11 protein-coding genes are annotated in these 13,357 nt (G+C 72.9%); 6 read left to right on the plus strand and 5 right to left on the minus strand.

Features of this window, described 5'->3' with window-relative positions; all coding sequences use genetic code 11:
- Nucleotides 1-78 precede the first annotated feature (78 nt).
- Complete coding sequence (gene cofD / locus O7615_RS04870) at nucleotides 79-1,026, plus strand: 2-phospho-L-lactate transferase (RefSeq protein WP_278176068.1); 948 nt, start codon at nucleotides 79-81, stop codon at nucleotides 1,024-1,026.
- Nucleotides 1,023-2,111, plus strand: a complete 1,089-nt coding sequence (locus O7615_RS04875; protein WP_278176069.1) for a coenzyme F420-0:L-glutamate ligase — start codon at nucleotides 1,023-1,025, stop codon at nucleotides 2,109-2,111. Before cofD ends, O7615_RS04875 begins: the two co-directional genes overlap by 4 nt.
- Before the next feature lie 13 nt (nucleotides 2,112-2,124).
- Here O7615_RS04875 and O7615_RS04880 read toward each other — a convergent pair whose 3' ends face one another.
- Nucleotides 2,125-3,120, minus strand: coding sequence for a winged helix-turn-helix domain-containing protein (locus O7615_RS04880; protein WP_278176071.1), 996 nt, complete (start codon nucleotides 3,118-3,120; stop codon nucleotides 2,125-2,127).
- A 333-nt stretch (nucleotides 3,121-3,453) separates the two neighbouring features.
- On the opposite strand from O7615_RS04880, the gene O7615_RS04885 reads away from it, so the two are divergent.
- Nucleotides 3,454-4,068 carry an NUDIX domain-containing protein gene (locus O7615_RS04885; RefSeq protein WP_278176072.1) on the plus strand — a complete coding sequence of 205 codons (615 nt, stop codon included), beginning with the start codon at nucleotides 3,454-3,456 and terminating at the stop codon, nucleotides 4,066-4,068.
- On the opposite strand, the gene O7615_RS04890 is transcribed toward O7615_RS04885, so the two are convergent.
- Nucleotides 4,037-5,128: a sugar phosphate nucleotidyltransferase gene (locus tag O7615_RS04890; RefSeq protein WP_278176073.1), complete on the minus strand. Its 1,092-nt coding sequence runs from the start codon at nucleotides 5,126-5,128 to the stop codon at nucleotides 4,037-4,039. The two genes, O7615_RS04885 and O7615_RS04890, sit on opposite strands and share 32 nt — an antisense overlap.
- A 48-nt stretch (nucleotides 5,129-5,176) precedes the next feature.
- Nucleotides 5,177-6,322: a glycosyltransferase family 1 protein gene (locus O7615_RS04895; RefSeq protein WP_278176074.1), complete on the minus strand. Its 1,146-nt coding sequence runs from the start codon at nucleotides 6,320-6,322 to the stop codon at nucleotides 5,177-5,179.
- 151 nt (nucleotides 6,323-6,473) lie between these two features.
- On the opposite strand from O7615_RS04895, the gene O7615_RS04900 reads away from it, so the two are divergent.
- Nucleotides 6,474-7,163, plus strand: a complete 690-nt coding sequence (locus O7615_RS04900; protein ID WP_278176075.1) for a TIGR03089 family protein — start codon at nucleotides 6,474-6,476, stop codon at nucleotides 7,161-7,163.
- Nucleotides 7,164-7,543: 380 nt separating this feature from the next.
- Here the strand turns inward: O7615_RS04900 and O7615_RS04905 are convergent, their stop codons facing one another.
- A complete protein-coding gene (locus O7615_RS04905) occupies nucleotides 7,544-9,526 on the minus strand; it encodes an acetoacetate--CoA ligase (RefSeq protein ID WP_278176076.1) in 1,983 nt (660 codons plus the stop codon).
- A gap of 248 nt (nucleotides 9,527-9,774) precedes the next feature.
- Here O7615_RS04905 and O7615_RS04910 point away from each other — a divergent pair, with 248 nt between their 5' ends.
- On the plus strand, nucleotides 9,775-10,425 hold the full coding sequence (locus O7615_RS04910; protein WP_278176077.1) for a hypothetical protein: 651 nt from the start codon (nucleotides 9,775-9,777) through the stop codon (nucleotides 10,423-10,425).
- A gap of 80 nt (nucleotides 10,426-10,505) precedes the next feature.
- On the opposite strand, the gene O7615_RS04915 is transcribed toward O7615_RS04910, so the two are convergent.
- Nucleotides 10,506-11,669, minus strand: a complete 1,164-nt coding sequence (locus O7615_RS04915) for an acyl-CoA dehydrogenase family protein (RefSeq protein WP_278176079.1) — start codon at nucleotides 11,667-11,669, stop codon at nucleotides 10,506-10,508.
- A 257-nt stretch (nucleotides 11,670-11,926) separates the two neighbouring features.
- Between O7615_RS04915 and O7615_RS04920 the strand changes: the two genes are divergently transcribed.
- A complete protein-coding gene (locus O7615_RS04920; RefSeq protein ID WP_278176080.1) occupies nucleotides 11,927-13,354 on the plus strand; it encodes a UDP-glucose/GDP-mannose dehydrogenase family protein in 1,428 nt (475 codons plus the stop codon).
- Nucleotides 13,355-13,357: the final 3 nt, after the last annotated feature.

Genomic DNA, 13,357 nt, shown 5'->3' on the forward strand with positions numbered 1-13,357 from the left:
AGCGGACAGATGCCGACGTGAGCCTAGTCTCCCCGGGCGGCCCGGTGCCGAAGGCGTCACGTAGGCGAGGATGGGCGGATGCGCATCGTGGTTCTGACCGGCGGAATCGGCGGTGCCCGGTTCCTGCTCGGGGTGCGGGCGTACGCCCGCGAGGTGGGCGCCGAGGTGACCGCCGTGGTCAACGTCGGCGACGACCTCCGCCTGCACGGGCTCCGGATCTGCCCGGACCTGGACAGCGTCCTCTACACCCTGGGCGGCGGTGCCGACCCGGAGCGGGGCTGGGGGCGAATCGACGAGAGCTGGACGGTCAAGGAGGAACTGGCCGCGTACGGTGCCGAACCGGGCTGGTTCGGGCTGGGCGACCGGGACATCGCCACCCACCTGGTCCGCACCACCATGTTGGACGCGGGCTATCCGCTGCACGCGGTCACCCAGGCGCTGGCGACGCGCTGGCAGCCCGGCGTACGCCTGCTGCCGGCGACCGACGACCGCCTGGAGACGCACGCGGTCGTCGACGCCGACGGCGGCCAGCGGGCGATCCACTTCCAGGAGTGGTGGGTGCGGCACCGGGCGCAGGTGCCGACCCACCGGTTCGTCTTCGTCGGCGCGGAGTCGGCCAAGCCGGCGCCCGGCGTGACGGAGGCGATCACCGGAGCCGACGTGGTGCTCGTGGCACCGAGCAACCCGGTGGTCAGCATCGCACCGATTCTGGCCGTGCCGGGCCTGCGCGAGGCGGTCACGGACGGCCCCGCCCCGGTCGTCGGGGTGTCGCCGATCATCGGCGGTGCACCGGTACGGGGCATGGCCGACCGCTGCCTGGCGGTGGTCGACGTCGAGTGCAGCGCCGCCGGGGTCGGCGGTCTGTACGGTGGGCGGGCCGCCGGCGGCCTGCTCGACGGCTGGCTGGTGGCCGAGGAGGACGCGGGCACGCTGGTGCCGGACGTGACGGTCCGCGCGGTGCCGCTGCGGATGACCGACGAGGCGGCGACGGCGGCGATGGTCCGCGCCGCGGTGGAGTTGACGTGAGACTGGAGATCCTGCCGGTGCCCGGCATCGGGCATGTGACCGAGGGCGACGACCTGGCGGCGCTGATCGGGGGCGCGGCACCCTGGCTGCGCGACGGTGACGTGCTGGTGGTGACCAGCAAGATCGTTTCCAAGGCCGAGGGACGGCTGGTGGACGTGCCGGCGGACGGCCCGGACCGGCAGGCCGCCCGGGACAGGGTGCTGGCGGCCGAGAGCGTACGGGCGGTGGCGGCCCGGGGCGACACCCAGATCGTGCAGACCCGCCACGGCTTCGTGATGGCCTCGGCCGGGATCGACGCCTCCAACGTCGACAAGACCCGGCTGGTGCTGCTTCCGGAGGACCCGGACGCCTCGGCGCGGGCGCTGCGCGCCGGCCTGCGCCAGCGGTACGGCGTGGACGTGGCGGTGATCGTCAGCGACACCATGGGCCGGCCCTGGCGCAACGGGCTGACCGACGTGGCGCTCGGCGTCGCCGGGATGGCCGCCATCCGCGACCACCGGGGCGAGGTCGACCCGTACGGCAACGAGCTGGTGCTGACGCAGATGGCGGTGGTCGACGAGCTGGCCGCGGCGGGCGAACTGATCAAGGGAAAGCGCGACCAGATGCCGGTGGCGGTGATCCGCGGTTACCTGGTCCCGCCGCTGCCGGACGACGGCGAGGGGACCCGGGTCCTGGTCCGGGATGCCGCGATGGACCTGTTCTCGCTCGGCACCGCCGAGGCGAAGGCGGTCGGGTTCGCGGCCGCCGCCACCCTGCCGGACCACCCGGGCAGCGTCGCACCCGACCCGACGGTGGTCGACCGGGCGATCGCGGCGGTCGCCGGCGTGATCGCGCCCGGCACGGTCTTCACCCAGGTCACCGACGATGACGTACGCGGCGGCCTGGTCGCTACCGTGCCGGGCTGGCCGCCACACGCCAACGGTCTGGTGCTCTGCTCCCCGCCCACCCCTGTGGGTCCGGTCCAACTGGTCCGCTTCGGCACCGACGTACAACGCCTGCGCACCGCCCTGGCGGCCCACAACGTCCCCACCCAACTCCTCCCACCACCCAACGCCACCACCGCCGCCGCCACCCTCGCCCTCTGAATCCCGGGCGGGTCTATGAGGTGAGGACGGCGCGGCCCAGCGGGGTGAGGGTGTGCAGGACGGTGTTGCGGTCGCGCTGGCTGATCAGCAGGCCGGCGTTGCGGAGGACGGTGGCGTGCTGACTGGCCGCGGCCGCCGAGATGTGCAAGCGGCGCGCCAGTTCGCCGGTGGTGCAGCCGTCGTCGGTGGCGGCGAGGACGGCCGCGCGGGTACGGCCGAGCAACGCGGTCAGCGCCTCCCGGCCCGTACCGTCCGCCCCGGCGCGATCGGCGGTCAGTCCGCCCAGCCGGTCCACCGGGTAGACCAGCACCGGGGGCAGCTGCGGGTCGAGCAGCGCGACCGGAGTGTTCGCGCAGAAGAACGACGGCACCAGCAGCAGCCCTCGACCCCGCAGGTGCAGCTCCCGGTTGCTCGGGTAAGCGGGGATCTCCAGCGCCCCCGACTCCCAGCGCACGCCCGGCCGCAGCGTGGTCAGCAGCCCCTCGATGCCGCCGTCGAGCATGGCCCGCGCCCGGCGGACGCGGTCGGCCTCCACCGCCGCCTGGACCCGCGGCCAGTACGGCCCGAGGGCCAACTCCCGGTAGCGACCCATCGTCTCGGTCAGGTGCCCCAGGGCATCCGGCTCGCCCCGGGCCAGCGCGGCGACGCCGGCGGGCAGACTCCCGCTCCTGCCGTTGGCGAGCAGCGTCAGGTCGCGTTGCAGCAGCGCGACAGGGGTGCGTCGCAACGCCTCCATCCCCGCCTCGAACCCGTGCAGGCTCTCGTAAGGGGTGAGGAAGTCCGGAAAGTAGCCACGCGGTGGGCTCAACGCGGACAGCAGCCGCAGGGCGTCGACGTCCTCCTGCTGGCGCAGCTCGCGCGAGACCTCACGACGCCAGCCGGCCAACAGCGAGTCACGGCTGCGTCCGGCCAACAGGTGCAGGCTCAGCACCACTTCCCAGACCGGATCTGCCGCCGGTGCCACCCGGGTCCGGAAAATGTCCTCGGCAGAGAAATGGATCTTCAGCATGGGACCGCTCCCCGCCGCCCGGCTGGGGGACACCCGGCGACCTACGAACTCTACCCGCCCGCGTCAGCCTCGGGCAGTTAAGCCTCAGCTGAAAAAGGTCGACGCTGACCGGCCCGGTCCGCCATGCTTCCCGTGCCACAGGGGCGACCGACGTCGAGCGTGTCCGGCTCCTGGGGCGTCCGTGGGGGGCGGTGCCATACGAGGGTCTGCGGCTCGCGAGTTCCGCAGGGGGCGCCGCCCACCCCATCGACCCGATCCCCGCCGCTCCGGCCCACCGTTGCCCGCGTACGAACGCCACACCCGTACGCTGGCCACGGACGAGAGGAGCGACCCTTGTTGACGCCCCGGGTGGTGGACGGTTCCCCGCACAGCGACGCGGCCGGCTGGGCGGAGTTGCACGCCGACGCGACCGCCCTGCTCGCCGGCTGGACGCCGACCAGCCCGGACGCCGTCGACACCCGCGATCGCACCCTCGACCTGCTGGGCGCCGGGCCGGTCGCGATGAGCCGCGAGCACCGTCCCGGCCACGTCACCGCCAGCGCGCTGGTCTTCGACGCGACCGGTGGACGGGTGCTGCTCTGCCTGCACGGCAAGTTCCACAAGTGGGTGCAGCTGGGCGGGCACTGCGAGCCGGGCGACCGGACGCTGGCCGGCGCGGCCCTGCGCGAGGCCACCGAGGAGTCGGGCATCCCCGGCCTGCGGGTGGATCCGGTGCCGATCGACGTGGACGTGCACCCGGTGGCCTGCCAGGGCGGGTCGCTGCACCACGACGTCCGCTTCGCCGTGTTCGCCCCGGTGGGGGCGGTGGAACGGGTGAGCGCGGAGTCCGAGGCGCTGGGCTGGTTCCCGCCGGAGCGGCTGCCGCATCCGCTGGCCGGCGGGACGGCCCGGCTCGTCGCGCCGGGCCTGGCGGCCTTCAGACGAGCCCGTCCGCACCCCGCGCCTTGAGTTCGTCCACGATCGACTTGACGCCCTGGGCGTGTTCCCGGGAGCAGACCAGCAACGCGTCGGCGGTGTCCACCACGATGAGATCGCGTACCCCGACGGTGGCCACCAGCCGGCCGGAGTAGGGCGCCACGACCAGTCCACTGCTGTCGCGCAGCAGCACGTCGGCCTTGGCGTCCGCGCCGAGCACCACATTGCCGTCGGCGTCCGGCGGCAGCACCTCGCCGAGGGTGTGGAAGTCGCCCACGTCGTTCCACCGGAAGTCGCCCGGTACGGTCGCCACCCGCCCGGCGGCGGCCGCGCCCTCCATCACCGCGTAGTCGACCGAGATCTTCGGCAGTGTCGGCCAGACCGCGCCGAGCACGTCGTCCTGCTCGCCGCTGCCCCACGCGGCCGCGATCGCCGTCACCCCGGTGTGCAGGGCGGGCTGCTGCCGCGCCAGCTCGGCGAGGAACGCCGACACCCGCCAGACGAACATGCCGGCGTTCCAGAGGTAGTGGCCCGACCGGACGTACGCCTCGGCCACCTCCGCGCTCGGCTTCTCCTTGAACTCGATCACCGGACGCATCGGGCCGCCGCCGACCGGCTCGCCGGTCCGCAGGTATCCGTAGCCGGTCTCCGGCCGGGTCGGGGTGATCCCGACGGTCATCAGCAACCCCTGCTCCGCCCCCCGGACCGCCTCCTGCACCGTGGCCACCCACTGCTGCGGGTCCCCGATCAGGTGGTCCGCGGCGAACGAGCCCATCACCGCGTCCGGATCGCGTACGGCGATCACGGCCGCGGCCAGCGCGATGGCGGCGCAGGAGTCCCGTGGCGAGGGCTCGACCAGGATGTTCTCCTCCGGCAGACCGGTCAGCTGGCGGGCCACGGCGGCGGCGTGTGCGGCGCCGGTGACCACCATGGTGCGCTCCGGGGTGGTCAGCGGCTCCAGCCGCTCCACCGTCGTCTGGAGCAGCGACGCGGAGGTGCCGGTGAACGGGTGGAGGAACTTGGGATGGCCGGCTCGGGACAGCGGCCACAACCGTGTGCCGCTGCCACCCGCCGGAATGACGACATAGATCACCTGGACATCATGCCCGAACCACCCGGACCGGGCGCCCGGTTGCCGGCCTCAGGCCCGCGCCCTGGTCCACGCCGCGATGTGCACCTCGGCGCTCGACTCCCAGGTGAACTCCTTCGCCCGATCGAAGCCGGCCTTGGCCAGCGACAGCCGGCGCGGCTCGTCGTCGAGCAGCGCGGCCAGGTCGGTGGCGATCTGGTCCGGATCCTCGCTGGTGTACGCCACCGCGTCGCCGCCGACCTCCGGCAGCGACAGCCGGGGCGTGGTGAGCACCGGGGCGGCGCACGCCATCGCCTCCAGGATCGGCAACCCGAACCCCTCACCGTACGACGGGTAGGCGGCCACCAGCGCTCCGCCGAGGAAGCCGGGCAGGTCGGCGTAGCGCAGGTAGCCGGGGCGCAGCAGCCGCAGGTGCGACGGCACCTCGGTGACCGCGCGGTCGATGTCGTCGTCGTGCCCCTGCCCACCGGCGATCACCAACGCGGGCGGATCCTGCCGATCGGCGACCGCCCGGGCCCAGCCACGGATCAGGTTCGGCACGTTCTTGCGGGGCTCCTTGGCACCGAGGAACGCGACGTAGCTGCTGGCGCCGAGGCCCAGTCGGGCGCGTACCCGGGCCTTCTCCTCGTCGCCGGGGGCATGGAAGGCGGCGTGGTCGACGCCGTGGTACGCCACGTCGATCCGGGTCGGATCGGCGTCCAGCAGCCGGATCAGCTCGTCGCGGGTCGCCTTGCTGGGCACGATCACCCGGTCCGCGCGACGCAGCGAGGTCTTGATGGCGCTGCGGAAGAACGTGCGGCGGGACTTGTCGTAGTGCTCCGGTTCGGTGAAGAAGGTCGCGTCGTGCACGGTCACCGTGACCGGGCAGCCAGCCCGCAACGGACAGGTGTAGAAGGGCGAGTGCAGGACCTCGGCGCCGACCTGCTGGGCGAGCAGGGGCAGGCCGGTCTGCTCCCAGGCGAGCCGGGCGGGCCGGTGTGCGACTGCCGCCGGGGCGGGGATGATCTGGGCGCCGGGCAGCATCCGGCGGTAGCGCTCCAGATCCGTGCGGAGGCTGACCACGGCCAGATCCACCGCCGACCCGCACACCTTGCCCAGCGCACCGAGCAGACCGTCGACGTATCTACCGACGCCGCCGCGATCGACGGGAACACTCGTGGCGTCGATGAGCACGCGGGGCGGGCGACCGGCGGTCACGGGGCGACTCCTTGCAATGGCGGGACTGTGGGGAACAACACTCCGGCCAAGCCTACGCCGGAGCCGGGTACGGACGCTGACTGCGACCCGACGGTACGCCGACTTGCCGCTGTCATCGAGTACGGCCGCCGGGCGCGTATCGTTCGCGCCGATGGCCGACAACATTGCCCGGGTGTTCGCCGACGCGATCGCGACCGACCCGAACCGCCCGCTGCTGACCTGGTATGACGACGCGACCGGCGAACGCACCGAACTCTCCGGCGCGACACTGGCGAACTGGGTGGCCAAGACGGCCAACCTGCTCGTCGACGAGCTGGCCCTCGGTCCCGACGCCACCGCGGCGGTGCTGCTGCCACCACACTGGCAGAGCGCGGCGGTGCTGCTCGGCTGCTGGTCGGCCGGGCTGACCGTCGCCGACCGGCCGGGCGAGGTGGACGTCCTCTTCGCCGCCACGGACCGCACCGCCGAGGCGGACGCCTGGTCGGCCGGCGACCGGTACGCCCTCGCCCTGCACCCCTTCGCGCTGCCGCTGCGGGAGGTGCCGGCGGGCTTCGCCGACTACGTCACCGAGGTACGCGCCCACGGTGACCACTTCGGGGCGTACCCGCCGGGTGGGCCGGACCACGCGGCGTTGCGGGACCGGGCGACCACCCGCGCCGCGGAGCTGGGGATCTCCCCGGGCGACCGCCTGCTCGTGGATGTCGACCGGCACCCGGACCCGCTCGACTGGCTGCTGGCACCGCTGAGCGCCGGTGCCACCCTGGTGCTCTGCGCCCACCCGGACCCGGCCCGCCTCGCCGACCGTCAGTCGACCGAGAGGGCCACCCGCACGATCGCCTGACCGCCCCTGAGGGCCCGTCTTGACCCGGGCCGGCGACCGGCGGCGACTCACCCTACGTAACGATTACCGAGCGTGGCCACTCAGGTTGTCGTCCGGAGTCCCCACTTCGACGCTTTGCTCTGCTTCAACCTACGCAACCCGCACTGACCTGCACCGCCTCAGCCGGAGCCACGGGCCGACCAAGCGCCAGAAGTTGCGGCGAGTAACCGTTGCGTGGGTTGAAGCAGAGCAAAGGATGGGGAAGGGTAGTCGGCCCTCGGGGCGCGACAGCACGCTGAGTAAAGGCAGGGCGCAGGCTGCGTGGAGTCGGCGACAGGTGGGTGGAGCCAGGTGACCGGGTCGGGTCAGGTGACGGGGGCGGGTCAGGCGACCGGGTCGGGTCAGGTGGCCGGGTGGTCCGGGGTGCGGTGTTCGGCCAGGGCGGCGAAGGCGGTGAGGGATTCCGGGTTGGCCAGGGCGCCCTTGGCGGCGGCCTGGTCGACCGGGGTGCCGGTGAGGATCTTCTTGACCGGAACCTCGAGCTTCTTCGCCGACAGGGTGCGCGGCACCGCGCGGACCTGGTGGATCTCGTCGGGGACGTGTCGGGGCGACAACGCGGTGCGCAGCTCCCGGCAGATCTTCCGCCGCAGCTCGTCGTCGAGCGTCACGCCCTGCGCGGGCACCACGAACAGCAGCAGCTCGCCAGCGCCGCCCTCGTCGTCCTCCAGGTGCACCACCACCGAGTCGGCGACCTCGTCCAGCCCTTCCACCACGGAGTAGAACTCGGCGGTGCCCAGCCGCACGCCGCCCCGGTTGAGGGTGGCGTCGGAGCGGCCGGTGATCACGCAGCCGCCCCGGGCGTTGATGGTGATCCAGTCGCCGTGCCGCCACACCCCCGGGTAGACGTCGAAGTACGCCTCCCGGTAGCGCACGCCGTCCGGGTCGTTCCAGAAGCCCACCGGCATGCTCGGCATCGGTTCGGTGATCACCAGCTCGCCCAGCTCGCCGACGACCGGGGTGCCGTCGACCGAACGGGCCTCCACCCTGGCGCCGAGCGCCCGGCAGGTGATCTCGCCGGCGTGCACCGGCAGCAGCGGCACGCCGCCCACGAAGCCGGTGCAGACGTCGGTGCCGCCGGACAGAGACTGGAGCTGGAGGTCGGCGCCGACCGCGTCGTACACCCAGGTGAAGCCCTCGGCGGGCAGCGGGGCGCCGGTGGAGCCGACCCCGCGCAGGGCGGCGAGGTCGGCGATCGCGCGCGGCACCAGCCCGGCCTTGCGGCAGGCGAGCAGGAACGGCGCCGAGGTGCCGAGGTAGGTGGTGCCGGTCTCCTCGGCCAGCCGCCACAGCGCGCCCAGGTCGGGGTGGCCCGGGTTGCCGTCGAACAGCACGATCGCCGCGCCCACCGCCGGCCCGGAGACCAGGAAGTTCCACATCATCCAGCCGGTGGTGGTGAACCAGAAGAAGCGGTCGGCCGGCCCGAGGTCGTGGTGCAGCGCGAGCATCTTCAGGTGCTCCAGCAGGATGCCGCCGTGACCGTGCACGATCGGCTTGGGCAGCCCGGTGGTGCCGGAGGAGTAGAGCACGTAGAGCGGGTGGTCGAACGGCACCGGGGTGAAGGTCAGCGGCTCGTCGGTCCGGGCCGCCAGCTCCGCCCAGGCCAGCGTCCCGGCCGGGGCCGGGCCGTCGGGGTCGAGGTAGGGGATCGAGACCGTGTGCCGCAGCGAGGGCAGCGCGGCCCGGATCGCGCTCACCTCGGCGCGCCGGTCCACCGGCTTGTCGCCGTAGCGGTAGCCGTCGACGGCGACCAGCACCGTCGGCGCGATCTGCTGCCAGCGGTCGGTGACGCTGCGGGTGCCGAACTCGGGCGCGCAGGAGGAGAAGACGGCGCCGAGGCTGGCCGTGGCCAGCAGCAGGACGTACGTCTCGGGGATGTTGGGCGCGTACACGGCCACCCGGTCGCCGGTGGTGACACCGAGGCGGTGCAGCCCGGCGGCGACCCGGCGGACCTGCTCGCGCAGCTGCGCGGCGGTGAGGGTGACCGGCGCCCGGGTCTGTCCGTGCGCGATGACCACCTGGTCGTCGTCCGCCCGGCCCGGCATCCGCAGCACGTTCTCCGCGTAGTTGAGCGTGGCGCCGGGAAACCACCGAGCCCCGGGCATCCCCCGGTGCGCCAGGGTCGCGGTCGGCGGCGTGTGCGCGACCACCTCGAAGTGGTCCCAGATCGAGCGCCAGAAGGCGTCCAGGTCGGTGACCGACCACCGCCACAGCGCGTCGTAGTCGGCGAACTCCAGCCCTCGGTGGTCGGCGAGCCAGCGCAGGTACGCCCCGATCCGCGACCGCTGGAGCACGTCGGCCGGTGGCGTCCACAGCACGTCAGTCACTGGTCCACTCCTCCCCTGGCCCGGCACGACGCTGTGCGGTGGGCCGTGGCGCCATCTTGCCCTACCTCGAAGCGCCATTCTCCGCACCCGGACCCGGCCAGCGCATGTGCCCGCCCCACACCCCCCGACCGCATGCGATGTGGGTGCTACGCCACTGCCCGCGGTGGGTTACCCGGGAGTACGACGCCGGCTTGGCCGGCAGGGCGGTGGAGGATGCTCGGTCATGTCGGAAACGGTACGGTGCGCCAATGCGACATCTGTGGAGCTTCCTCGCCGGGCTGGTGGTGGTGCCGGTCACCTGGGTGCTGGTCACCCTGGGGCAGGACGGGTCGGCCGGCACCGTCGACCGGTGGGTGGAGATCGGCACATCCAACACGGCCAACCTCATCGAACCGGCCGTATACCTCGCCGTCGGCGGCATCGTGCTGGGCCTGCTCGGCACACTGCGCATCTCGCCACTCGGCCCACTGGTGGCCGGGCTGCTGCTGGTCACCCCGTACGTCGGGCTGTTCATCGCGCCGTTCCGGGTACGCGAGCGCATCCCGTCCGGCTGGGAGTTCCTCGGTGACCCGCTGCCGCTGCTCCTGCCGGTGCAGAACGGCACGCTCTTCCTGATCGGCATGCTGCTGCTGGTCGCGACGTTCAGCGGGCAGCGCTGGCGGAGCTGGCCGCTGCCGGTCACCGAACCGACGCCGGTGGCGGCGGACGGGCCGACGCAGGAGTCGACCCCGACCGACTGGCCGACGGCCGACGGGGCGGAGCGGGACACCGCCCCACTGAGCCTGGGCTACCCGGCCCCGGACCCGACGCCGACCGAACCGCTGCCCCGGCGCGCCGGGGCCTCACCCTGGTCGGAACCGCCGGGCAGCCTGCCCCGGCGTGACGACACCATCAGCTGAACCCCCGTACACCGGAATGCCACCCCCGCCCGGCGGCAGTCCGCGGGGCGGGGGGCGGCGGCCGGCATCTGCGCCGGCGGTCAGCCCTTGAGCAGCTGGCGGGCCATCACGATGCGCTGGACCTGGTTCGTCCCCTCGTAGATCTGAGTGATCTTGGCGTCGCGCATCATCCGCTCCACCGGGTAGTCCCGGGTGTAGCCGTAGCCGCCGAGCAGCTGCACCGCGTCGGTGGTGATCTCCATCGCCGCGTCCGAGGCGAAGCACTTGGCCGCCGCGCCGAAGTACGTCAGGTCGGCGTCGCCACGCTCGGACCGGCCGGCCGCCGCGTACGTCAGCTGCCGGGCCGCCTCCAGCTTCATCCCCATGTCGGCGAGCATGAACTGCACGCCCTGGAACTCGGCGACCGCCTTGCCGAACTGCTTGCGCTCGGCGACGTACCCCTTGGCGTAGTCGAGCGCGCCCTGGGCGATGCCCACGGCCTGCGCGGCGATGGTGACCCGGGTGTGGTCCAGGGTCTTCATCGCGGTGGCGAAGCCGGTGCCCTCGGCGCCGATCATCCGGTCCGCCGGGATCCGGACATTGTCCAGGTAGACCTCGCGGGTCGGGGAGCCCTTGATGCCCAGCTTCTTCTCGGGCGCGCCGAAGCTGACCCCCGGGTCGGACTTCTCGACCACGAAGGCGGAGATGCCCCGGGACCGGGCGGTGGGGTCGGTCACCGCGAAGACGGTGTAGAACTCCGAGACACCGGCGTTGGTGATCCACCGCTTCACGCCGTTGAGCACCCAGTGATCGCCGTCACGTACCGCCCGGGTCGTCATCGACGCCGCGTCACTGCCGGCCTCCGGCTCGGAGAGGCAGTACGAGAACATCGCCTCGCCGCTGGCGACCGGGGTCAGGTAGCGACGCTTGAGCTCGTCGGAGCCGGCGAGCAGCAGCGGCATCGTGCCGAGCTTGTTCACCGCCGGGATCAGTGAGGACGAGGCGCAGGCCCGTGCGACCTCCTCGATCACGATCGCCGTGGCCAGCGCGTCCGCCCCGGCACCGCCGTACTCGACCGGGACGTGCGGCGCGTGGAAGTCGGCGGCACGCAGCGCGTCGTACGACGCCTTCGGGAACTCACCTGTCTCATCCGCCTCGGCGGCATGCGGAGCCACCTTCGCCGCACAGACCTCACGGACCGCTTCCCGGATCGCCTCGTGCTCCTCGGGCAACCGGTACGCGTCGAACGACTGCTCTGCGGCCATATCGGCCCCTCCCCTTCGCCGCCAACATGCGCAATCTGTAGCGTGGTCATCCGGACGCCCACCGCGCAGACTTGAAGGATAACGGCCACAGTTCAGCTGATGTTACCGGCGCGTAGGCTGGGTCATGGCGGGGCGCCGGCGCCGCTCGGCGATGATGGAAGACGGACAACGAACCACCCCCTCCGGCGCCCCGCCCTGGCGCCGCGACATGAACGCGACGCAGCCACGCGGCGCCCACGCGAGCGGAGAAGACAGGCGTGACCATCCCGTACCCGAACACCCAGCCGGTGCCCGCCATCGCGGCGGTGGCACCTCCCTCGGGCGCCTCCCGGCCGCGGGTGACCTTCCTGGGCACCGGCTACCTCGGCGCGACCTACGCCATCTGTTACGCCGAACTCGGCTACGAGGTGCTCGGTTTCGACGTCGACACGGACAAGATCGCCAAGCTCAACGCGGGCGAGGTGCCGATCCACGAGCCCGGCCTGGACGAGCTGCTCCGCCGCAACCTGGCCGCCGGCCGGCTGCGGTTCAGCACCGACATCGCCGAGACCGCCGACTTCGGCGACGTGCACTTCATCTGCGTCGGCACGCCGCAGCGCGCCGACGGGATGGGCGCCGACCTGTCGTACGTCGAGGCGTCGGTCACCCGCCTGGCCCAGCACCTGACCCGCAAGGCGCTGATCGTCGGCAAGTCCACCGTTCCGGTCGGCACCGCCGAATGGGTGGAGCAGCTGGTCGGCAAGCACAGCCAGATCGACCTCGGCGTCGAGGTGGCCTGGAGTCCCGAGTTCCTCCAGGAGGGCTTCGCCGTCGACGACGTGCTGCGGCCCAACCGGATCGTGGTCGGGGTCAAGAGCGAGTGGGCCAACGGCATGCTGTACGCGGCCCACAAGGGCGTGTTCGACCTCGCCGCCACCGAGGACCGCGAGGTGCCCCTGGTGGTCACCGACTTCGCCACCGCGGAGCTGGTCAAGGTCGCCGCGAACGCCTTCCTCGCCACCAAGATCTCCTTCATCAACGCGATGGCCGAGGTCTGCGAGGCCTCCGGCGGCGACGTCACCCAGCTGGCCCGGGCCATCGGCTACGACCCCCGCATCGGCAACCGCTTCCTACAGGCCGGGCTCGGCTTTGGCGGCGCCTGCCTGCCCAAGGACATCCGCGCCTTCCAGGCCCGGGCACAGGAGTTGGGCGCCGGCGAGGCGCTGCGCTTCCTGCACGAGGTCGACCTGATCAACCTGCGCCGCCGGACGCGGGTCCTCCAGCTCGCCGCCGACCTGCTCGGCCGCCCCTCCGGCCCCGCCGGCCCGGACCTGTCCGGCACCCGGATCGCGGTGCTCGGCGCGACCTTCAAACCCAACACCGACGACGTACGCGACGCGCCCGCACTCGCCGTCGCCGCGCTGCTGCACAAGGCCGGCGCCGACGTGCACGTCCACGACCCGCAGGGCATGGAGAACGCCCGCCGGGCGGTGCCGGAGCTGGTCTACGAACCCGACGTCACCGAGGCGGTGCGGGGCGCCGACCTGGTCTGCGTCCTCACCGAGTGGGCGGACTTCCGCAACGCCGACCCCACCGCCCTCGGCGAGCTGGTCGCCGGCCGGCGGGTGGTCGACGCCCGCAACTGCCTCGACCCGGCACTGTGGACGCAGGCGGGGTGGGAGTATCGGGGGATGGGGCGACCCTAGGTT

The sequence above is a fragment of the Micromonospora sp. WMMD1082 genome (genome assembly GCF_029626175.1).
Classification (GTDB): Bacteria; Actinomycetota; Actinomycetes; order Mycobacteriales; family Micromonosporaceae; genus Micromonospora.

Coding starts and splice junctions, on each gene's coding strand:
- O7615_RS04910 (WP_278176077.1), top strand. CDS start 9,775: ATGCGACATCTGTGGAGCTTCCTCGCCGGGCTGGTGGTGGTGCCGGTC.
- O7615_RS04900 (WP_278176075.1), top strand. CDS start 6,474: ATGGCCGACAACATTGCCCGGGTGTTCGCCGACGCGATCGCGACCGAC.
- O7615_RS04880 (WP_278176071.1), bottom strand. CDS start 3,120: ATGCTGAAGATCCATTTCTCTGCCGAGGACATTTTCCGGACCCGGGTG.
- O7615_RS04915 (WP_278176079.1), bottom strand. CDS start 11,669: ATGGCCGCAGAGCAGTCGTTCGACGCGTACCGGTTGCCCGAGGAGCAC.
- cofD (WP_278176068.1), top strand. CDS start 79: ATGCGCATCGTGGTTCTGACCGGCGGAATCGGCGGTGCCCGGTTCCTG.